This window comes from Pseudomonas sp. W15Feb9B (assembly GCF_000828175.1).
GTDB lineage: Bacteria > Pseudomonadota > Gammaproteobacteria > Pseudomonadales > Pseudomonadaceae > Aquipseudomonas > Aquipseudomonas parakoreensis.
On the sequence record NZ_JTKF01000040.1, the window covers coordinates 61,390 to 82,179 of the forward strand.

The 20,790-nt window shown below is 59.7% G+C and carries 24 protein-coding genes; 13 read left to right on the forward strand and 11 right to left on the reverse strand.

What is annotated here, in order from left to right:
• Positions 1-30 precede the first annotated feature (30 nt).
• The 10 genes from OC71_RS20415 to OC71_RS20460 all read right to left on the reverse strand — a co-directional run bounded on the left by OC71_RS20415 (position 31) and on the right by OC71_RS20460 (position 7,058).
• Positions 31-306 carry an HPr family phosphocarrier protein gene (locus OC71_RS20415; protein WP_041072841.1) on the reverse strand — a complete coding sequence of 92 codons (276 nt, stop codon included), beginning with the start codon at positions 304-306 and terminating at the stop codon, positions 31-33.
• A 15-nt stretch (positions 307-321) separates the two neighbouring features.
• Positions 322-1,179 carry an RNase adapter RapZ gene (gene rapZ, locus OC71_RS20420; RefSeq protein ID WP_041072843.1) on the reverse strand — a complete coding sequence of 286 codons (858 nt, stop codon included), beginning with the start codon at positions 1,177-1,179 and terminating at the stop codon, positions 322-324.
• 2 nt (positions 1,180-1,181) lie between these two features.
• Positions 1,182-1,646 carry a PTS IIA-like nitrogen regulatory protein PtsN gene (gene ptsN, locus OC71_RS20425; protein WP_041072845.1) on the reverse strand — a complete coding sequence of 155 codons (465 nt, stop codon included), beginning with the start codon at positions 1,644-1,646 and terminating at the stop codon, positions 1,182-1,184.
• Between the two features lie 12 nt (positions 1,647-1,658).
• Positions 1,659-1,967: a ribosome hibernation-promoting factor, HPF/YfiA family gene (gene hpf, locus OC71_RS20430; RefSeq protein ID WP_025109458.1), complete on the reverse strand. Its 309-nt coding sequence runs from the start codon at positions 1,965-1,967 to the stop codon at positions 1,659-1,661.
• Between the two features lie 73 nt (positions 1,968-2,040).
• Positions 2,041-3,534 carry an RNA polymerase factor sigma-54 gene (locus tag OC71_RS20435; RefSeq protein WP_041072848.1) on the reverse strand — a complete coding sequence of 498 codons (1,494 nt, stop codon included), beginning with the start codon at positions 3,532-3,534 and terminating at the stop codon, positions 2,041-2,043.
• A 187-nt stretch (positions 3,535-3,721) separates the two neighbouring features.
• Entirely contained in the window at positions 3,722-4,447 is a 726-nt protein-coding gene (lptB, locus tag OC71_RS20440; protein ID WP_041072850.1) for an LPS export ABC transporter ATP-binding protein, read from the reverse strand.
• The gene (lptA, locus tag OC71_RS20445) at positions 4,447-4,992 is read right to left on the reverse strand and encodes a lipopolysaccharide transport periplasmic protein LptA (RefSeq protein WP_025109456.1); all 546 of its coding nucleotides are present in this window, start codon (positions 4,990-4,992) and stop codon (positions 4,447-4,449) included. The genes lptB and lptA overlap by 1 nt, the downstream gene beginning before the upstream one ends.
• Positions 4,979-5,551: an LPS export ABC transporter periplasmic protein LptC gene (gene lptC / locus OC71_RS20450; protein WP_041072852.1), complete on the reverse strand. Its 573-nt coding sequence runs from the start codon at positions 5,549-5,551 to the stop codon at positions 4,979-4,981. The genes lptA and lptC overlap by 14 nt, the downstream gene beginning before the upstream one ends.
• 8 nt (positions 5,552-5,559) lie before the next feature.
• The gene (locus OC71_RS20455; RefSeq protein ID WP_007967216.1) at positions 5,560-6,084 is read right to left on the reverse strand and encodes an HAD family hydrolase; all 525 of its coding nucleotides are present in this window, start codon (positions 6,082-6,084) and stop codon (positions 5,560-5,562) included.
• Positions 6,084-7,058, reverse strand: a complete 975-nt coding sequence (locus OC71_RS20460; RefSeq protein WP_027610849.1) for a KpsF/GutQ family sugar-phosphate isomerase — start codon at positions 7,056-7,058, stop codon at positions 6,084-6,086. Before OC71_RS20460 ends, OC71_RS20455 begins: the two co-directional genes overlap by 1 nt.
• Before the next feature lie 275 nt (positions 7,059-7,333).
• On the opposite strand from OC71_RS20460, the gene OC71_RS20465 reads away from it, so the two are divergent.
• The 10 genes from OC71_RS20465 to hisC all read left to right on the forward strand — a co-directional run bounded on the left by OC71_RS20465 (position 7,334) and on the right by hisC (position 15,287).
• Positions 7,334-8,143, forward strand: a complete 810-nt coding sequence (locus OC71_RS20465; protein WP_003221703.1) for an ATP-binding cassette domain-containing protein — start codon at positions 7,334-7,336, stop codon at positions 8,141-8,143.
• Complete coding sequence (gene mlaE / locus OC71_RS20470) at positions 8,143-8,940, forward strand: lipid asymmetry maintenance ABC transporter permease subunit MlaE (RefSeq protein ID WP_025109452.1); 798 nt, start codon at positions 8,143-8,145, stop codon at positions 8,938-8,940. The genes OC71_RS20465 and mlaE overlap by 1 nt, the downstream gene beginning before the upstream one ends.
• Positions 8,940-9,407 (forward strand): outer membrane lipid asymmetry maintenance protein MlaD, encoded by a 468-nt coding sequence (gene mlaD, locus OC71_RS20475; RefSeq protein WP_007967220.1) that lies wholly within the window; start codon positions 8,940-8,942, stop codon positions 9,405-9,407. Before mlaE ends, mlaD begins: the two co-directional genes overlap by 1 nt.
• An 11-nt stretch (positions 9,408-9,418) precedes the next feature.
• Positions 9,419-10,072, forward strand: a complete 654-nt coding sequence (locus OC71_RS20480; protein ID WP_041072855.1) for a phospholipid-binding protein MlaC — start codon at positions 9,419-9,421, stop codon at positions 10,070-10,072.
• Positions 10,069-10,374, forward strand: a complete 306-nt coding sequence (locus OC71_RS20485; RefSeq protein ID WP_041072857.1) for a lipid asymmetry maintenance protein MlaB — start codon at positions 10,069-10,071, stop codon at positions 10,372-10,374. The genes OC71_RS20480 and OC71_RS20485 overlap by 4 nt, the downstream gene beginning before the upstream one ends.
• 116 nt (positions 10,375-10,490) lie before the next feature.
• On the forward strand, positions 10,491-10,730 hold the full coding sequence (locus OC71_RS20490) for a BolA family protein (RefSeq protein WP_007953556.1): 240 nt from the start codon (positions 10,491-10,493) through the stop codon (positions 10,728-10,730).
• Between the two features lie 22 nt (positions 10,731-10,752).
• The gene (gene murA / locus OC71_RS20495; RefSeq protein ID WP_027610854.1) at positions 10,753-12,018 is read left to right on the forward strand and encodes a UDP-N-acetylglucosamine 1-carboxyvinyltransferase; all 1,266 of its coding nucleotides are present in this window, start codon (positions 10,753-10,755) and stop codon (positions 12,016-12,018) included.
• Between the two features lie 127 nt (positions 12,019-12,145).
• On the forward strand, positions 12,146-12,781 hold the full coding sequence (gene hisG, locus OC71_RS20500) for an ATP phosphoribosyltransferase (RefSeq protein ID WP_041072861.1): 636 nt from the start codon (positions 12,146-12,148) through the stop codon (positions 12,779-12,781).
• 125 nt (positions 12,782-12,906) lie between these two features.
• Positions 12,907-14,232 (forward strand): histidinol dehydrogenase, encoded by a 1,326-nt coding sequence (gene hisD, locus OC71_RS20505; protein ID WP_041072864.1) that lies wholly within the window; start codon positions 12,907-12,909, stop codon positions 14,230-14,232.
• 2 nt (positions 14,233-14,234) lie between these two features.
• Positions 14,235-15,287 carry a histidinol-phosphate transaminase gene (gene hisC / locus OC71_RS20510; RefSeq protein ID WP_041072866.1) on the forward strand — a complete coding sequence of 351 codons (1,053 nt, stop codon included), beginning with the start codon at positions 14,235-14,237 and terminating at the stop codon, positions 15,285-15,287.
• A 121-nt stretch (positions 15,288-15,408) separates the two neighbouring features.
• Here the strand turns inward: hisC and algW are convergent, their stop codons facing one another.
• A complete protein-coding gene (gene algW / locus OC71_RS20515; RefSeq protein ID WP_041072868.1) occupies positions 15,409-16,563 on the reverse strand; it encodes a Do family serine endopeptidase AlgW in 1,155 nt (384 codons plus the stop codon).
• A gap of 103 nt (positions 16,564-16,666) precedes the next feature.
• Here algW and OC71_RS20520 point away from each other — a divergent pair, with 103 nt between their 5' ends.
• The 3 genes from OC71_RS20520 (at position 16,667) to cysN (ending at position 20,512) form a co-directional block, all read left to right on the forward strand.
• Positions 16,667-17,425 (forward strand): Nif3-like dinuclear metal center hexameric protein, encoded by a 759-nt coding sequence (locus tag OC71_RS20520; protein WP_041072870.1) that lies wholly within the window; start codon positions 16,667-16,669, stop codon positions 17,423-17,425.
• Between the two features lie 261 nt (positions 17,426-17,686).
• Entirely contained in the window at positions 17,687-18,604 is a 918-nt protein-coding gene (gene cysD, locus OC71_RS20525; RefSeq protein ID WP_007912374.1) for a sulfate adenylyltransferase subunit CysD, read from the forward strand.
• 9 nt (positions 18,605-18,613) lie between these two features.
• Positions 18,614-20,512: a sulfate adenylyltransferase subunit CysN gene (gene cysN / locus OC71_RS20530; protein WP_041072872.1), complete on the forward strand. Its 1,899-nt coding sequence runs from the start codon at positions 18,614-18,616 to the stop codon at positions 20,510-20,512.
• The last annotated feature ends 278 nt before the right edge of the window (positions 20,513-20,790 follow it).

The following is a 20,790-nucleotide window of genomic DNA, read 5'->3' on the forward strand; positions in this document are numbered from 1 at the left end:
CCGAAGGCTGCGATTTTTGTTTTTGAGCTGTCAGCCGCCTTCGTCGAAGTAGTTGTTGATCAACTTCACCAGCGCATCCAGCGCTTCCTGTTCCTGATGGCCTTCAGTACTCAGATAGATCTTCGTGCCCTTGCCGGCAGCCAGCATCATCATCGCCATGATGCTTTTACCGTCCACGGTTGTTTCTGGTGTACGACCCACTCTGATCGTGCAATCCGGGAACTGGCCCGCCACCCCGACGAACTTGGCCGATGCTCGGGCATGCAGGCCCAGTTTATTGATGATTTCGATTTCCAGAGCAGGCATCGCGGTGTGAATCCTTTAAGTGAGGTCGCGGTGGCGAACCTGGACGTTCTTCAGGGTTTTCTGCAGGGCCTGACCCAGGCGTTCGGTCAGGTAAACGGAGCGGTGATGCCCACCTGTGCAGCCAATGGCAATGGTGACGTAGGCGCGGTTGCTCGCAGCAAAGCGTGGCAGCCATTTATTCAGATAGCCGAAGATATCCTGATACATCTCCTCGACTTCCGGTTGCGCCGCCAGGTATTCGGCGACCGGTGCATCGAGACCCGATTGGGCGCGTAGCTCCGGCTTCCAGTACGGGTTGGGCAGGCAGCGCACGTCGAATACCAGATCCGCATCCACCGGCATGCCGCGCTTGAAGCCGAACGACTCGACCAGAAACGCCGTGCCCGGCTCCGGCTGGTTCAGCAGGCGCAATTTGATGGTGTCACGCAGTTGGTACAGATTCAGGTTGGTGGTATTGACCTTGAGGTCGGCCAGGTCCGCAATCGGGCCGAGCAGGGCCGTCTCGTCTTGAATTGCTTCGGCCAGCGAACGATTGGCAGTGCTCAGCGGATGGCGCCGGCGGGTTTCCGAGAAGCGCTTGAGCAGCGTTTCTTCGTCGGCATCCAGATACAACACATCGCACTGGATGTGCCGGGCACGGACTTCTTCAAGCAGTTCGGGGAAACGCGACAGGTGGCTCGGCAGATTGCGTGCATCGATCGACACGGCCACCAGCGGCTGGGCCAGCTCGGTATGAATAAGGGCGCGTTCGGCGAGTTCTGGCAGCAAGCCGGCCGGCAGGTTGTCGATGCAGTAGTAGCCATTGTCCTCAAGGACATCCAGGGCAGTACTTTTACCCGAGCCGGAGCGGCCGCTGACGATGATCAAACGCATGATTAATGACCGTTCTGCTCGCTCAGGACGACCTGATACAAGGCTTCGTTGCTCGGTGCGCTGCGCAGTTTTTCGCGCACTTCCTTGCGATCGAGCATGCTGGCGATCTGGCGCAGTAATTCCAGGTGGGCATCGGTGGCCGCTTCCGGGACCAGCAGTACAAACAGCAGGTCGACCGGTGCGCCGTCGATGGCATCGAAATCGATGGGGGCATCAAGGTGCATCAACGCGCTGATAGGCGCTTCGCAGCCTTTGAGGCGACAGTGGGGAATGGCGATGCCGTTGCCGAAACCGGTGGAACCGAGTTTCTCACGGGCGATCAGCGCATCGAACACATCCTGCATGGCCAGATCCGGCACTTCTTTATGGATGAGGTTGGCAATCTGTTCGAGGGCTTTCTTTTTACTGCCGCCCGGCACGTTCACCAGGGAACGGCCGGGGGTCAGGATACTTTCAAGTCGGATCATGGGTTGGGGGTGTTAACGACCGGTTGCGCCCTGGAGGAGGCTCTGGGTCTTTTCCTTATGCTTTTTGAGTTGGCGATCCAGCTTGTCGGTCAGTGAGTCGATCGCAGCATACATGTCGGTATCTTCTGCGTTGGCGACCACTTCGCTGCCGGGAATATGCAAGGTGGCTTCGATTTTCTGCTTGAGCTTTTCGACGCACATCGTGACCTGCACGTTGGTGATCTTGTCGAAATGGCGCTCCAATCGTTCGAGTTTCTCGTTGATGTAGGTGCGCAGAGGTTCGGTCACTTCCAGTTGGTGTCCACTGATGTTGACTTGCATACAGCTTCTCCTTCGTTGCCAGTGCATAAAGCGGCAGGCCGGATAGCCTGCCACTGGAACGCTGTAACGTGGCTTACATCAACCGCTTGCGTTCGCTCGAAGGCGCGATCCCGAGGGATTCGCGGTACTTGGCGACGGTGCGGCGAGCCACCTGAATGCCTTGTGCCTCCAGTAAACCAGCGATCTTGCTGTCACTCAATGGCTTTTTCTGATTTTCCGCCGCGACCAGTTTTTTGATGATCGCGCGGATCGCCGTGGAGGAGCATTCACCGCCTTCAGAGGTGCTGACGTGGCTGGAGAAAAAGTATTTCAGTTCATAAATGCCCCGAGGGGTATGCATGAATTTCTGCGTGGTGACCCGGGAAATCGTCGATTCGTGCATGCCGACCGCCTCGGCGATGTCATGCAGGACCAACGGTTTCATGGCTTCATCGCCGTATTCCAGGAAGCCGCGCTGATGCTCGACGATCTGGGTGGCCACCTTCATCAGGGTTTCGTTGCGGCTTTGCAGGCTCTTGATGAACCAGCGTGCCTCTTGCAACTGGTTGCGCATGAAGGTGTTGTCGGCGCTGGTGTCGGCGCGTCGCACGAAGCCGGCATACTGCGCATTGACCCGCAGACGAGGCACCGACTCCTGATTCAGCTCGACCAGCCAGCGTTCGTTGTCCTTGCGCACAATCACGTCAGGCACCACGTACTCGGCTTCGGTGGATTCGATCTGTGAACCCGGGCGCGGATTGAGGCTCTGTACCAGTTCGATGACCTGACGCAGCTCGTCTTCCTTGAGCTTCATGCGTCGCATCAGCTGGCTGTAGTCGCGACTGCCAAGCAGATCGATGTAATCGCTGACCAGACGCTTGGCCTCGTTCAGCCAAAGAGTCTTGGCCGGGAGTTGACGCAGTTGCAGCAACAGGCATTCGCCGAGGTTGCGCGCGCCGATGCCGGCGGGTTCGAATTGCTGGATGCGGTGCAGGACGGCTTCGATCTCGTCCAGCTCGATGTCGAGTTCCGGATCAAAGGCGTCGAGAATTTCTTCGAGCGTTTCGTCGAGATAACCCTGATTGTTGATGCAGTCGATCAGGGTCACGGCGATCAGGCGGTCGGTGTCGGACATCGGCGCCAGGTTCAGTTGCCACAGCAGATGGCTTTGCAGGCTTTCCCCGGCGGAGGTGCGGGTGGTGAAGTCCCACTCATCGTCATCGCTGCTGGGCAGGCTGCTGGCGCTGGTCTGGTAGACGTCTTCCCAGGCGGTATCAACGGGCAATTCGTTAGGAATGCGCTCGTTCCATTCGCCTTCCTCCAGGTTATCCACCGTCGGGGCGGTTTCCTGATAGGAAGGTTCCTGAATCTCGGTGTTGGTTTTTTGTTCGGCGTTGTCGGCCAATGGATCGGAGTTGTCGAAGTCGTCGCCTTCTTCCTGGCGCTCGAGCATCGGATTGGATTCCAGGGCCTCCTGGATTTCCTGTTGCAGGTCCAGGGTCGACAATTGGAGCAGGCGGATGGCCTGTTGCAGCTGCGGTGTCATCGTCAGCTGCTGGCCCATTCTCAAGACTAGCGATGGTTTCATGGCAGGGGCTTAACACCTTATTCGCCGGCGCGCATGCGCCATCCACTACAGGGCGCCGAAGCGCCAAACTTAAGCAAATTATATGCCTGAAACTGTCGTGTTTGCCTAGAGCGCTGTAACAATAAAGCGTATAAAAAAGCGCTTCAACGTTACAGCACCCGGAGGGCTGGCCGAATGCGCTCGCGCTTTAGAGGCGGAACTCGTGGCCCAGGTACACTTCCTTCACCAGATCGTTGGCAAGGATGGTTGCCGCATCGCCTTCAGCGATCAGTTGACCGTCGTTGACGATGTAGGCGGTCTCGCAGATATCCAGTGTCTCACGCACGTTGTGGTCGGTGATCAGCACACCGATGCCCTTGGCCTTGAGGTGATGGATGATCTGCTTGATGTCGCCGACCGAGATCGGGTCGACACCGGCGAACGGTTCGTCGAGCAGGATGAATTTCGGGGCGGTCGCCAAGGCGCGGGCGATTTCCACCCGACGGCGTTCACCACCGGACAGGCTCATGCCGAGGTTGTCGCGGATGTGGCTGATATGGAATTCCTGCAGCAGGCTTTCCAGCTCCTTGCGACGGCCGGCCTTGTCGAGCTCCTGGCGGGTCTCGAGGATGGCCATGATGTTGTCGGCCACCGACAGTTTGCGGAAGATCGACGCTTCTTGTGGCAGATAGCCGATACCGGCCTTGGCGCGACCGTGCATCGGCTGGTGGCTGACGTCCAGATCGTCGATCAGTACGCGGCCCTGATCGGCCTGCACCAGGCCAACGATCATGTAGAAGCAGGTGGTCTTGCCGGCACCGTTCGGGCCGAGCAGGCCGACGATCTGGCCGCTGTCGATCGACAGGCTGACGTCACGCACGACCTGGCGGCTTTTATAGGCCTTGGCCAGGTGCTGAGCTTTCAGAGTTGCCATTACTGGGTTTTCTCGTCGGTTTTCTTCTTCGGCTGGATCACCATGTCGATGCGCGGACGCGTCTCGGTGACCTTGTTGCCGGTAGCGCGACCGGCGCTGGCCAGTTTTCTCACCGTGTCATAGACGATTTTCTCGCCCTGGGTGGTGTTGTTGTCCTTGTCGACAACCTTGGCCTTGTCGATCAGCACGACGCGGTTTTGCGCGGCGTGATACTGGATCGTCACGCCCCAGCCCTGTACAGGCTTGGTGTCACCCTGGGTTTGCAACTGCTCGAAGTAGGCAAGGTTGCCCACCGAGGTCACCACGTCGATGTCGCCAGTCGGAGTACGGGTGATGGTCACCGTATTGCCCTTAACGATCATCGAACCCTGGGTGATGATCACGTCACCTTTATAGGTGGCGATGCCGTTCTTGTCGTCCAGTTGGGCGTCGTCGGCCTGAATGCGGATAGGTTGCTGCTGATCGTTCGGCAGAGCCCAGGCGCTCACGCTTCCCAGTGCTGCGCCCAGACTGAGCAAAATAGGGAGGGTTTTAACGAGCCTCATACTGTCCTCTTACGTTCGATTGCAGGTGTATCCTGCTTTCCTTCAAATACGCCTTCATTCCCACGCCAGTCGATACACCGCCAGCGCCGTCGATTCTAACGGGTTGCTCGGTCTGCGCATATTGCTGCTGAGGGAACACCGTCATGCGGGTGCTGGTGATCAGGGTGTCGCGGTTCTTTTCATCGGTGCGCTTGATGCGTACCGAGTCGATCAGTTCCACCTGGGTTCCGTCCGGGTTCACTTCGCCACGCTCGCTGGTCACGTGCCACGGAAAGTCTGTGCCGCGGAACATGTTGAGGTCGGGTTTGGTGACCAGCGTCACGTCCGTCGCTTTCAGATGCTCGGCCTTGTCCGACGTCATTTCGTACTGCACCTTGCCGTCTGGAAGGTATTGCAGGGTATGCGTGTTCGTGGCGTACCAGTCGATGGCGGTGTCTTCGACCTTGGTCACAGGTTTGTCGAGGAACCGTTCAGGGCTGATGTTCCAGTAGCCGACCGCTGCAAACAGGGCAGCGATACAGCCGAACAACAGGAAGTTGCGAAATTTTTTGCTAAACATGGTTTGGCTCACAGGTACGCGGCGTTGGCCGCATCGAGGCGGCCCTGGGCGCGCAGGATCAATTCGCAGAACTCTCGGGCGGCACCTTCGCCACCGCGGGCCCGAGTGACGCCATGGGCGTGTTCGCGCACGAAGTCGGCAGCATTGGCCACAGCCATGCCCAAGCCTACGCGGCGGATCACCGGCAGGTCAGGCAGATCGTCACCAAGGTAGGCGACCTGTTCATAGCTTAGGCCCAGTTGCGCCAATAGGCCGTCCAGAACCACCAATTTGTCTTCGCGGCCCTGAAACAGGTGCGGGATGCCGAGATTCTTCGCCCGGCGCTCGACCACCGGCGTCTTGCGGCCGCTGATGATGGCGGTTTCGACGCCGGCATTCATCAGCATCTTGATGCCCTGGCCGTCGAGGGTGTTGAAGGTCTTGAATTCGCTGCCGTCTTCGAGGAAGTACAGGCGCCCGTCGGTGAGGACGCCATCGACGTCGAACACCGCCAGTTTGATCGCTTTGCCGCGTTGCAGCAGATCGGTTGTCATTACATCACTCCTGCACGCAGCAGATCGGAGAGGTTGAAGGCGCCGATCGGGCGATCTTCTTCGTCCACGACCACCAGTGCGTTGATTCGGTGGTCTTCCATGATTTTCAGCGCTTCGGCGGCGAGCATCTCCGGCCGTGCGGTCTTGCCGTGTGCGGTCATGACCTGGTCGATGGTGGCGCTGCGGATGTCGATGCTGCGATCCAGGGTGCGGCGCAGGTCGCCGTCGGTGAAGATCCCGGCGAGTTTGCCATCGGCTTCAACGATCGCGGTCATGCCCAGGCCCTTGCGGGTCATTTCCATGAGCGCGTCCTTGAGCAGGGTACCGCGTTGCACTTGCGGCAGCTCCTGGCCGGCGTGCATGACGTTTTCCACTTTCAGCAGCAGGCGTCGACCCAGGGCGCCGCCCGGGTGGGAGAAAGCAAAATCTTCGGCGGTAAAACCCCGGGCTTCCAGCAGCGCCACGGCCAGGGCATCGCCCATGACCAGCGCAGCGGTGGTCGAGGAAGTCGGTGCCAGGTTCAGCGGGCAGGCTTCGTGCTCGACGTGAACGTTGAGATTGACTTCGGCGGCCTTGGCCAGCGGTGACTGTGGATTACCGGTCAGGCTGATCAACTGGATGCCCAGGCGCTTGATCAACGGCAGCAGGGTGACGATTTCGTTGGTCGAGCCGGAGTTGGAGAGGGCGAGGATCACGTCATCGCGGGTGATCATGCCCATGTCGCCGTGGCTGGCTTCGGCTGGATGAACAAAAAATGCCGGGGTGCCGGTGCTGGCCAGGGTCGCGGCAATCTTGTTGCCGACGTGCCCGGATTTGCCCATGCCGACCACGACCACACGGCCCTTGCTGGCCAGAATCATCTCGCAAGCGCGTACGAAATCGGCGTCGATATGGGGCAACAAGCCTTGTACGGCTTCCACTTCGAGGCGGATGGTGCGTTGTGCCGATTGAATCAGGTCGCTGGATTGGCTCATGTCAGAAATCGTATAGCCCGATGAAAAGGCGGCGATTATAGCGGTTATGTTGAAAAGCCTCACGCAAGTTCGTCGAGCTTTGTCATTCCTGGCAACCAAAACCCCGAAAAAGTGCCGTCGGGCCTGTCATATCGTTGAACGCGGAGGGGCATGGGCCTTGGGCGCTTGGCGTTTGCAGTGATATAGTTCGCCGCCAGTTCGGCCTGCCCGGGAGGTATGTGCTTTCTACGGAAAGCCAGGCGTCCGAGTGAGAGGCTGCATCGCAAGGAGTTTAGATGAGTGCCGATAACGCCTACGCGGTCGAGCTGAAGGGAGTCTCCTTCAAGCGCGGTGCGCGCAGCATTTTCAATAACGTCGATATTCGCATCCCGCGCGGCAAGGTTACCGGCATCATGGGGCCTTCCGGGTGTGGCAAGACCACGCTGCTGCGATTGATGGGCGCGCAATTGCGTCCCTCCAGCGGGGAAGTCTGGGTCAACGGTCAGAACCTGCCGACGCTGTCGCGCAGTGATCTGTTCGATGCGCGAAAGCACATGGGCGTGCTGTTTCAGAGTGGCGCGCTGTTCACCGATCTCGATGTCTTCGAGAACGTCGCTTTCCCCCTGCGGGTTCATACCCAATTACCGGACGAGATGATCCGCGACATCGTCCTGCTCAAATTGCAGGCGGTTGGACTGCGCGGCGCGATCGAGCTGATGCCGGACGAGCTGTCGGGCGGCATGAAACGTCGCGTGGCGCTGGCGCGGGCGATCGCGCTCGATCCGCAGATTCTCATGTATGACGAGCCTTTCGTTGGTCAGGATCCGATCGCCATGGGCGTGCTGGTGCGCCTGATCCGTCTGCTCAACGATGCGCTGGGCATTACCAGCATTGTGGTTTCCCACGACCTGGCCGAAACCGCGAGCATCGCTGACTACATCTATGTAGTGGGTGATGGTCAGGTGCTGGGGCAGGGCACGCCGGACGAATTGATGAACTCGGATGAACCGCGTATTCGCCAGTTCATGACCGGCAACCCCGATGGCCCGGTGCCGTACCATTTTCCAGCGACGGATTACCGCGCAGATCTTCTGGGGAAGCGCTGATGCGCAGAATTTCATTGATAGAACGCGTACGCCGCTTTGGCGAGACGGCGATCGACGCCGTGGCGGTGTTTGGCCGCGCGACCCTGTTCCTGTTTCACGCCCTGCTCGGTCGTGGCGGCATCAGTGGCGGTTTTGGTCTGCTGGTCAAGCAACTGCATTCGGTTGGCGTGATGTCGCTGGTGATCATCGTCGTCTCCGGGATTTTCATCGGCATGGTGCTGGCGCTGCAGGGCTTCAGTATTCTGTCGAGCTACGGTTCGGAGCAGGCAGTGGGACAGATGGTCGCCCTGACTTTGCTGCGTGAACTGGGTCCGGTGGTGACGGCGCTGCTGTTTGCCGGGCGTGCCGGTTCGGCGCTGACGGCCGAAATCGGCAACATGAAGTCCACCGAACAGCTTTCCAGCCTGGAAATGATCGGTGTCGACCCGCTCAAGTACATCATTGCTCCGCGCCTGTGGGCCGGTTTCATTTCCCTGCCGGTGCTGGCGATGATTTTCAGCGTGGTAGGCATCTGGGGTGGATCGTGGGTGGCTGTCGACTGGCTGGGTGTGTATGAAGGCTCTTATTGGGCGAACATGCAGAACAGCGTGAATTTCACCAGTGACGTGCTCAACGGCGTGATCAAAAGTATTGTTTTCGCCTTTGTAGTGACCTGGATTGCCGTATTCCAAGGCTATGACTGTGAGCCCACTTCCGAGGGTATCAGTCGTGCCACCACCAAGACCGTGGTGTTTGCCTCGCTGGCAGTGCTCGGCCTGGACTTTATTCTGACCGCTTTGATGTTTGGAGATTTCTGATGCAAAACCGCACCCTGGAAATCGGTGTCGGCCTGTTCCTGCTGGCAGGGATCCTGGCCTTGTTGCTGCTGGCGCTGCGGGTCAGTGGCCTGTCTCCGACCTCGACCACCGACACCTATAAGCTGTATGCCTACTTCGACAATATCGCCGGTTTGACGGTCAGAGCCAAAGTGACCATGGCCGGTGTAACCATCGGCAAGGTCACGGCCATCGATCTGGATCGCGACAGCTTCACCGGTCGGGTCACCCTGCAAGTGGATAAAAAGGTCGACAACCTGCCGACCGACTCCACAGCGTCTATCCTGACCGCTGGCCTGTTGGGCGAGAAGTACATCGGTATCAGCGTGGGTGGGGAAGACACTCGTCTGAAGGATGGTGGAACCATCCACGACACGCAGTCGTCTCTGGTACTGGAAGACCTGATCGGTAAATTCCTGCTCAATACCGTTAGCAAAGACGCCAAATGAGGAGCTTTTGAATGATCTCTACCTTGCGACGTGGCCTGTTGGTGTTGCTCGCGACACTGCCACTGCTGGCTAACGCTGCGCCCGGGCAATCGGCGCACGATCTGGTTCAGGACACCACGAACCGGATGCTGGCCGACCTGTCGGCCAACAAAGCGAAATACAAGCAGGATCCGGCTGATTTCTATGCCGCGTTGAACAACATCGTCGGCCCGGTAGTGGATGCCGAGGGCATTTCCAAGAGCATCATGACGGTCAAGTATTCGCGCAAGGCCACGCCTGCGCAGATGCAGACCTTCCAGGAAAACTTCAAGAAAGGCCTGTTCCAGTTCTACGGCAATGCCTTGCTCGAATACAACAATCAGGGCATCACGGTTGACCCGGCCAAGGATGAATCGGGTGATCGCACCAGCGTCGGCATGACCGTCAAGGGCAGCAACGGCGCGATCTATCCGGTGCAGTACACGCTGGAGAAGATCAACGGCGAGTGGAAGCTGCGCAACGTGATCATCAACGGCATCAACATCGGCAAGCTGTTCCGTGATCAGTTCGCGGACGCGATGCAGCGCAATGGCAACGATCTGGACAAGACTATCAACAATTGGGCTGGCGAAGTGGCCAAGGCCAAGGAAACCACCGAGAAAGCTGCCGAGAAGCCAGCGCAATGAATGAGGCGGCAGTTCGTATGAGTGATGTCGACGAGCTATTGCTCAGCGGAGTGCTGGACTATCGCACAGGCCCCGATCTGCGCAAGGAAGGCCAGGCGCTGATCAAGTCCAGCAAGGCGGCATCGCTGGTGATTGATTGTTCGGCAGTGAAGAAGTCCAGCAGCGTCGGCTTGTCCTTGCTGCTGTGCTTCATGCGCGATGCCCGGGCGGCCGGCAAGGCCGTCAGCATCCGCGCGATGCCGGAAGACATGCGCGAAATCGCTCAGGTCAGCGAACTGACCGAGTTGCTGGCGCACCCCTGAACCCGCATCGACAAACAAGCCCCCCGTCAGAGTCCTGCCAATGCGGGGTTCGCAGGCGCGGGGCTTTTTTGTATGATGTCCGACCCGTGCGCACAGGGCGCCGATTGAGGTTGAGCATGCAGGCCGTAGAAGTGAAGAGCTTCCTTGAAGGAAAGCTGCCAGGAACGCAGGTGGAAGTTGAAGGCGAAGGCTGCAACTTCCAGCTGAACGTGATTAGTGATGAACTGGCGGCGTTGAGCCCGGTCAAGCGTCAGCAAAGCATCTATGCCCATTTGAACCCTTGGATCGCTGATGGCAGCATCCACGCGGTCACTATGAAATTTTTCAGCAGCGCGGCCTGGGCCGAGCGCACCTGAGCCCTAGGGCGTCGAGATTCTTATGGATAAATTGATTATTACCGGTGGCGTTCGTCTTGATGGCGAAATCCGTATCTCCGGGGCGAAGAACTCCGCCCTGCCGATTCTGGCCGCCACCCTGCTGTGCGATGGCCCGGTGACCGTTGGCAACCTGCCGCACCTGCACGACATCACCACCATGATCGAGCTGTTCGGTCGCATGGGCATCGAGCCTGTGATCGACGAGAAACTCAGCGTTGAAATCGACCCACGCACCATCAAGACCCTGATCGCGCCATACGAACTGGTGAAAACCATGCGTGCCTCGATCCTGGTTCTGGGGCCGATGGTTGCCCGTTTCGGTGAAGCCGAAGTCGCCCTGCCTGGCGGTTGCGCCATCGGTTCGCGCCCGGTTGACCTGCACATCCGTGGTCTCGAAGCCATGGGCGCGGTGATCGACGTCGAAGGCGGCTACATCAAGGCCAAGGCGCCTGAAGGCGGTCTGCGCGGTGCGCACTTCTTCTTCGATACCGTCAGCGTGACCGGTACCGAAAACATCATGATGGCGGCTGCCCTGGCCAAGGGTCGCAGCGTGCTGCAGAACGCTGCGCGCGAGCCGGAAGTCGTCGACCTGGCGAATTTCCTCAACGCCATGGGCGCCAAGGTTTCCGGCGCCGGTACCGACACCATCACCATCGATGGCGTCGAGCGCCTGGGTTCGTGTTTCTACAAGGTCATGCCTGACCGTATCGAAACCGGCACCTACCTGGTGGCCGCTGCGGTCACCGGTGGCCGCGTCAAGGTCAAGGACACTGATCCGACCATTCTTGAAGCAGTCCTGGAAAAGCTCCGTGAGTCCGGTGCGGAAATCACCTGCGGTGAAGACTGGATTGAGCTGAACATGCACGGCAAGCGCCCGAAAGCGGTCAACGTGCGCACGGCACCGTATCCGGCGTTCCCGACCGACATGCAGGCACAGTTCATCTCGCTCAACGCCATTGCCGAAGGCACCGGTGCGGTAATCGAGACGATCTTCGAAAACCGTTTCATGCACGTGTACGAACTGCACCGCATGGGCGCCAGAATCCAGGTCGAAGGCAACACTGCGATCGTCACCGGTACTGAAGTCCTGAAGGGCGCGCCAGTGATGGCCACCGACCTGCGTGCTTCGGCCAGCCTGGTGATCTCGGCCCTGGTGGCCGAAGGCGACACCCTGATCGACCGCATCTACCACATAGACCGTGGTTATGAGTGCATCGAAGAAAAACTGCAGATGCTGGGCGCCAAGATCCGTCGCGTTCCGGGCTGATTGCTGCATGCGGACACAGGGACGTGTCCACTGAATTTGTTTCGAGTCGAGCCGGTATCCGGCTCGATGTGTGTCCGGCGCCGATTGCGACCGGACATGAGTACCTTGATAAGGACTGACGTTTCCCATGTTGACCATCGCACTGTCCAAGGGCCGCATCCTTGACGACACCCTGCCGCTTCTCGCTGAAGCCGGCATCGTGCCGACCGAGAATCCGGACAAGAGCCGCAAACTGATCATCCCCACCACTCAGGATGACGTACGTCTGTTGATCGTGCGTGCCACCGACGTGCCGACCTATGTCGAGCATGGCGCGGCCGACCTCGGCGTCGCCGGTAAAGACGTGCTGATGGAATACACCGGCCAGGGCCTCTACGAGCCGCTGGATCTGCAGATTGCCCAGTGCAAGCTGATGACGGCCGGCAAGATCGGCGCAGCCGAGCCTAAGGGCCGTCTGCGCGTGGCGACCAAGTTCGTCAACGTTGCCAAGCGCTACTACGCCGAGCAGGGCCGTCAGGTCGACATCATCAAGCTCTACGGCTCGATGGAGCTGGCGCCGCTGATCGGTCTGGCCGACAAGATCATCGACGTGGTCGACACCGGCAATACACTGCGCGCCAACGGCCTGGAACCTCAGGAACTGATCGCCACGATCAGCTCGCGCCTGGTGGTCAACAAGGCTTCGATGAAGATGCAACACGCCCGAATCCAGGCGTTGATCGATACCCTGCGCACGGCAGTGGAATCGCGACACCGCGGCTGATGTACTTGCGCGACCTTGAGTCGCGCCCGTCTATCCGCCTCATAGCCAGAATCTCAGGTGCCCAAGCGGAAACGACTGCTAAGTTAGGGCGCCTGAGTTTTTGCCATTCCTATGAGGCTCTCGCTATGACCGCACCGACTGCAATTCGCCGACTCAACGCTGCTGACCCGGATTTCGCGCATCATCTGGATCATCTGCTGAGCTGGGAAAGTGTGTCTGACGACTCGGTCAATCAGCGCGTTCTGGACATCATCAAGGCGGTGCGCGAGCGCGGTGACGCGGCGCTGGTCGAGTTCACCCAGAAATTCGACGGCCTCGAAGTCGCCTCGATGGCTGACCTGATCCTGCCGCGCGAGCGCCTGGAACTGGCCCTGACCCGCATCACTGTCGCGCAGCGCGAAGCGCTGGAAAAAGCTGCAGCGCGGGTGCGCAGCTACCACGAAAAACAGAAACAGGATTCCTGGAGCTACACCGAGGCCGACGGCACTGTGCTCGGGCAGAAGGTCACGCCGCTGGATCGCGCCGGCCTGTACGTGCCGGGCGGCAAGGCGTCATACCCGTCGTCGGTGTTGATGAACGCGATTCCGGCCAAGGTTGCCGGCGTGGCCGAAGTGGTCATGGTGGTGCCGACCCCGCGCGGTGAAATCAATGAGCTGGTGCTGGCGGCGGCGTGCATTGCCGGCGTTGACCGGGTGTTCACCATCGGCGGCGCGCAAGCGGTTGCTGCGCTGGCTTACGGTACCGAAAGCGTGCCGCAGGTGGACAAAGTGGTCGGCCCGGGCAACATCTATGTCGCCACCGCCAAACGCCACGTGTTCGGTCAGGTCGGCATCGACATGATCGCCGGCCCGTCGGAAATCCTCGTGGTGTGCGACGGCCAGACCGATCCGGACTGGATCGCCATGGACCTGTTCTCCCAGGCCGAGCACGACGAAGACGCGCAGGCAATTCTGGTCAGTCCCGACGCCGAGTTCCTCGACAAGGTCGCGGCGAGCATCGACAAACTGCTGCCGACCATGGACCGCGCGGCCATCATCGAAACTTCGATCAATGGCCGTGGTGCGTTGATTCACGTGAAGGACATGGCGCAAGCCATCGAAGTCGCCAACCGCATCGCCCCGGAACACCTGGAGCTGTCGGTCGCTGACCCACAAGCCTGGCTGCCGCAGATCCGCCACGCCGGCGCGATCTTCATGGGCCGCCACACCTCTGAAGCGCTGGGTGATTACTGCGCCGGCCCGAACCACGTGCTGCCAACGTCCGGCACTGCGCGTTTCTCCTCGCCACTGGGTGTGTACGACTTCCAGAAACGTTCGTCGATCATCTTCTGCTCCGAGGCCGGTGCTTCCGAGCTGGGCAAGACCGCTTCGGTGCTGGCCCGTGGCGAATCCCTGAGCGCGCACGCCCGCAGCGCCGAATACCGCATCAAAGACGAAGTGAAGGGGAATTGAACATGAGTAAATTCTGGAGCCCGTTCGTCAAGGATCTGGTGCCGTATGTGCCGGGCGAACAGCCGAAGCTGACCAGACTGGTCAAGCTCAACACCAACGAAAACCCGTATGGCCCGTCGCCCAAAGCCCTGGCGGCGATGCAGACCGAGCTCAACGATAACCTGCGCCTGTACCCGGATCCGAACAGCGATCTGCTGAAAACCGCCGTCGCCAACTACTACGGCGTGCAAAGCAATCAGGTGTTCCTCGGCAACGGTTCGGACGAAGTGCTTGCGCACATCTTCCACGGTCTGCTGCAACACGAGCAGCCGCTGCTGTTTCCGGACATCAGCTACAGCTTCTATCCGGTGTATTGCGGTCTGTACGGCATCCAGTTCGATGCCGTGCCGCTGGACGCGCAGTTCCAGATCAACCCGGCGGACTACGCCAAACCGAACGGCGGGATCATTTTCCCCAATCCGAACGCACCGACCGGTTGCCTGCTGGCACTGGAAGCGGTCGAGCAGATCCTCAAGGCCAGCCCGGATTCGGTGGTTGTGGTGGACGAGGCTTATATCGACTTCGGCGGCGAAACCGCGATCAGCCTGGTGGACCGTTATCCGAACCTGCTGGTGACCCAGACCTTGTCCAAGTCGCGCTCGCTGGCCGGCCTGCGCGTAGGCCTGGCGGTGGGGCATCCGGATCTGATCGAAGCGCTGGAGCGAATCAAGAACAGCTTCAACTCCTATCCGCTGGATCGCCTGGCGATTGTCGGAGCGGCGGCCGCGTTCGAGGATCGCGAGTATTTCGACAAGACCTGCCGTCTGGTCATCGAAAGTCGTGAGTGGGTCATCGCGCAATTGCAGGCCAAGGGGTTTGAGGTGCTGCCGTCGGCGGCGAACTTCATCTTCGCCCGGCACCCGCAACACGATGCAGCGGGGCTGGCAGCCAAGTTGCGCGAGCAGGGCGTGATTGTGCGCCACTTCAAGCAGGAGCGGATTGCCCAGTTCCTGCGGATTTCGATCGGTACACCGGAGCAGAATCAGGCGCTGATCGACGGCCTCGGCGACCTGTAGGACACCGGTGAACCTGTGGGAGCGAGCTTGCTCGCGAAAGCGCTTGGCCATTCAATAACGATCTTGAATGTGCCGGCCTCTTCGCGAGCAAGCTCGCTCCGACAGTGTTTTTGGTTGGTGTTTACTCTTCTTCCTTGACCGGCGCCGGCGGTGGACGCAGGCCGATTTCCGCGGTCAGCTTCAGCTCCTTGCCATTGCGCATCACTTGAATGGTGACCTTGTCGGTCGGCTTGATCCGCGCCACTTGGTTCATCGACTTGCGGCCATCACCCGCCGGTTCGCCGTCGATACTCAGAATCACGTCACCCAGCTGCAGGCCGGCCTTCTGTGCCGGGCCATCGCGGAAGATTCCCGCCACGACAATTCCCGGACGCCCGGACAGGCCAAACGACTCGGCCAGTTCCTGAGTCAGCGGCTGCACTTCAATACCGAGCCAGCCACGAATCACTTGACCGTGCTCGATGATCGACTTCATCACCTCCATTGCCAGTTTCACCGGGATCGCAAAACCGATGCCCTGCGAGCCGCCGGACTTGGAGAAGATCGCGGTGTTGATCCCGGTGAGGTTGCCGTTGGCATCGACCAGTGCGCCGCCGGAGTTGCCCGGGTTGATCGCCGCGTCGGTCTGGATGAAGTCTTCGTAGTTGTTCAGGCCCAACTGGTTGCGCCCGGTGGCGCTGATGATGCCCATGGTCACGGTCTGGCCAACGCCGAACGGGTTGCCGATGGCCAGCGCGACGTCGCCGATACGGATGTTGTCGGAGCGGCCGACGGTGATCGCCGGGAGGTTTTTCAGGTCAATCTTCAGCACCGCGAGGTCGGTTTCCGGGTCGCTGCCGATGACGCGGGCGAGGGTTTCGCGCCCATCCTTGAGTGCCACCACGATCTGATCGGCGCCGGTGGTTACGTGGTTGTTGGTCAGAATGTAGCCTTCCGGGCTCATGATCACGCCGGAACCGAGGCTCGATTCCATGCGTTTCTGCTTCGGCGAGTTGTCACCGAAGAAGCGTCGGAACTGCGGATCCTCAAACAGCGGGTGCGCCGGTTTGTTGATGACTTTGGTGGTGTAGAGGTTGACCACCGACGGTGCGGCGATGGTCACCGCGTCGGCATAGGACACCGGGCCCTGTTGCACACTGGTGGTTTGCGGGGCCTGTTGCAGGTTGACGTCGAGGCTCGGAAGCCCGACCCACTGCGGGTAACGCTGAATAATCAACAGAGCGATAAGCACGCCGGCCAACAGCGGCCAGCCAAAAAAACGCAGCGCCTTGAGCATTAAGCACGTCCTGGAAAAGTTGCAGGCGGGGGCAGACCGCCGATAATGTCGCGCATTATACGAGGCCGCGCGCGCCTCTGAACGGGATTTTCAGGAGTCTTTCATGGCCGTCGCCCTCAGCACCCTGGTCGAAGAAGCCGACCGTTACCTCGGCAGTGCGAAAATCGCCGATTATTGCCCCAATGGCCTGCAGGTCGAAGGTCGTCCGCAGGTGATGCGCATTGTCAGTGGCGTCACCGCCAGTCAGGCCTTGCTCGATGCTGCGGTGGAAGCCGAAGCCGATCTGATACTCGTGCATCACGGCTATTTCTGGAAAGGCGAAAACCCGTGCATCACCGGCATGAAGCAACGCCGCTTGAAGACTTTGCTCAAGCACGACATCAGTCTGCTCGCTTATCACCTGCCACTGGACCTGCACCCCGAGGTTGGCAACAACGTGCAACTGGCTCGTCAGCTGGACATCACCGTCGAAGGGCCGCTGGATCCGGACAACCTGAAGATTGTCGGACTGGTTGGCTCGTTGAATGAGCCGATGACCCCGCGTGATTTCGCGCGCAAGGTTCAGGAGGTCATGGGCCGCGAGCCGCTGCTGGTCGAAGGCAGTACGATGATTCGTCGGGTCGGCTGGTGCACTGGCGGCGGGCAAGGTTATATCGATCATGGCGTGGCGGCGGGCGTTGATCTGTTCCTCAGTGGCGAAGCCTCCGAACAGACCTTCCACAGCGCTCGGGAAAACGACATCAGCTTCATCGCCGCCGGCCACCATGCCACCGAGCGCTATGGTGTGCAGGCGCTGGGTGACTACTTGGCAAAACGTTTTGCCCTGGAACACATCTTCATCGACTGCCCGAACCCGATCTGACGACTCGCGGCGAGCCTGATCTGAAATGCTGTCCTGTAGGAGCTGCCGAAGGCTGCGATCCTTTAACGCTGTCTTTTAAAAGCAAGATCAAAAGATCGCAGCCTTCGGCAGCTCCTACAGGGTTAGTAGGGCAAACCGGTGGGCATATTCATATGCCCTTTCGATCTAGTTGGTGTCCTGATTAGAAGAGGGCGCTGTGCTAGGATTCCCCGCTCGAACACGGCCCGCTGGCCGTTCATAAGAAAGCTTTCGTGAGTAGCCATGGTCGACAAACTGACGCATCTGAAACAGCTGGAGGCGGAAAGCATCCACATCATCCGCGAGGTGGCCGCCGAGTTCGACAACCCGGTGATGCTGTACTCCATCGGTAAAGACTCCGCCGTGATGCTGCACCTGGCACGCAAGGCGTTCTTCCCGGGCAAACTGCCGTTTCCGGTGATGCACGTCGACACTCGCTGGAAATTCCAGGAGATGTACAAGTTCCGCGACAAGATGGTCGAAGAGCTGGGCCTGGACCTGATCACCCACATCAACCCCGATGGCGTGGCGCAGAACATCAATCCGTTCACCCACGGCAGCGCCAAGCACACCGACATCATGAAGACCGAGGGCCTGAAGCAGGCACTCGACAAGCATGGTTTCGACGCTGCGTTCGGTGGTGCCCGTCGTGACGAAGAGAAGTCCCGCGCCAAGGAGCGTGTCTACTCGTTCCGCGACAGCAAGCACCGCTGGGATCCGAAGAATCAGCGTCCGGAGCTGTGGAACGTCTACAACGGCAAGGTCAACAAGGGCGAATCCATTCGTGTGTTCCCGTTGTCGAACTGGACCGAACTGGACATCTGGCAGTACATCTACCTCGAAGGCATCCCGATCGTGCCGCTGTACTTCGCCGCCGAACGCGAAGTGATCGAGAAGAACGGCACCCTGATCATGATCGACGACGAGCGCATCCTTGAGCATCTGTCCGACGAGGACAAGGCGCGCATCGTCAAAAAGAAAGTGCGTTTCCGTACCCTTGGCTGCTACCCGTTGACGGGCGCGGTGGAGTCCGAGGCCGAAAGCCTCACGGACATCATTCAGGAAATGCTCCTGACGCGAACTTCCGAGCGCCAGGGCCGGGTCATCGACCACGATGGCGCCGGCTCGATGGAAGATAAAAAACGTCAAGGCTATTTCTAAGGGGTTGTCATGTCGCACGCATCTGATTTGATCAGCGAGGACATCCTCGCCTACCTGGGCCAGCACGAACGTAAAGAGCTGCTGCGCTTTTTGACCTGCGGTAACGTCGACGACGGCAAAAGCACCCTGATCGGGCGCCTGCTGCACGACTCCAAGATGATCTACGAAGATCATCTGGAAGCCATCACCCGCGATTCGAAGAAAGTCGGCACCACCGGTGACGACATCGACCTGGCATTGCTGGTCGACGGCCTGCAGGCCGAGCGTGAGCAGGGCATCACCATTGATGTCGCCTACCGCTATTTCTCCACCGCCAAGCGCAAGTTCATCATCGCCGACACCCCCGGCCATGAGCAGTACACCCGCAACATGGCCACCGGTGCATCCACCTGTGACCTGGCGATCATTCTGGTCGATGCCCGTTACGGCGTGCAGACCCAGACTCGTCGTCACAGCTTCATCGCCTCGTTGCTCGGCATCAAGCACATCGTCGTCGCCATCAACAAGATGGACTTGAAAGACTTTGATGAAGGTGTGTTCGAGTCGATCAAGGCCGACTACCTGAAGTTCGCCGAAGGCTTGAAGATGAAGCCGACCAGCATGCACTTCGTGCCGATGTCTGCTCTCAAGGGCGACAACGTGGTGAACAAGTCAGAGCGCTCGCCGTGGTATACCGGCCAGTCGCTGATGGAAATTCTCGAGACCGTGGAAGTGGCGGGCGACCGCAACTTCACCGATCTGCGCTTCCCGGTGCAATACGTCAACCGTCCGAACCTGAACTTCCGCGGCTTCGCCGGCACCCTCGCCAGCGGCATCGTGCACAAGGGCGACGAAGTGGTGGTGCTGCCGTCGGGCAAGAGCAGCCGCGTCAAATCCATTGTCACCTTCGAAGGTGAGCTGGAGCAGGCCGGTCCTGGTCAAGCGGTGACGCTGACCATGGAAGACGAAATCGACATCTCCCGTGGCGACTTGCTGGTGCATGCCGACAACGTGCCGCCGGTCACCGACAGCTTCGAAGCGATGCTGGTGTGGATGGCTGAAGAGCCGATGTTGCCGGGCAAGAAATACGACATCAAACGCGCCACCAGTTATGTGCCGGGCTCGATTGCCAGCATCGTCAACAAGGTCGACGTGAACACCCTTGAAGAAGGTCCGGCGAGCGCGTTGCAGCTCAACGAAATCGGCAAGGTGAAGATCGCGCTCGACGCGCCGATCGCCCTCGACGGTTACGACAGCAACCGCACCACCGGTGCGTTCATCGTCATTGACCGTTTGACCAACGGCACCGTTGGCGCCGGCATGATCGTCGCTCAGCCACTGAGCCACGGCACGGCCACCCACCACGGCAAACTGGCCCACGTTGCTACTGAAGAACGTGCCCAGCGCTTTGGCCAGCAACCGGCGACCGTGCTGTTCAGCGGCCTGTCCGGCGCAGGCAAGAGCACCCTGGCCTATGCGGTCGAGCGCAAGTTGTTCGACATGGGTCGTGCCGTGTTCGTACTCGATGGGCAGAACCTGCGTCACGACCTCAACAAGGGCTTGCCACATGACCGTGCCGGTCGCACCGAGAATTGGCGGCGTGCGGCGCACGTGGCGCGTCAGTTCAATGAGGCTGGTCTGTTGACCCTGGCGGCGTTTGTTGCGCCGAGTGCTGAAGGTCGCGAGCAGGCCAAGGAGCTGATCGGCAAGGATCGTCTGTTGACGGTTTATGTGCAGGCCTCGCCGGCGGTGTGTGCCGAGCGTGATCCGCAGGGCTTGTATGCTGCGGGTGGCGATAATATTCCGGGTGAGTCCTTCCCGTATGACGTGCCGCTGAATGCCGATCTGGTGATCGACACGCAGTCGTTGTCGCTGGAAGAGAGCGTCAAGCAGGTGCTGGATCTGCTGCGCAAGCGTGGCGCGATTTAAGCGTTTGCCGGAAATGAAAGGCCCGCGGATGAGTGATCATCGGCGGGCTTTTTTATTGGAGTAATTTGGTTTTTGGCGGTGGCGGCCTTTGGGCCGACCATGCTCTTGGGTTTTTGGGTGTATATCCGTTGCTGCGGTAACGGCTGCTTAGGGTTTCGCCCTGACGGCGAGTCACCTTTTCCAAACGCCGAAAAGGTAACCCAAAAGGCTTGCTCCTGCGTTCGGCCCGCTCGCTGGGGCTCGGGGTCCCTTCGCTGCGGGATTGATCCGGGGGCAGC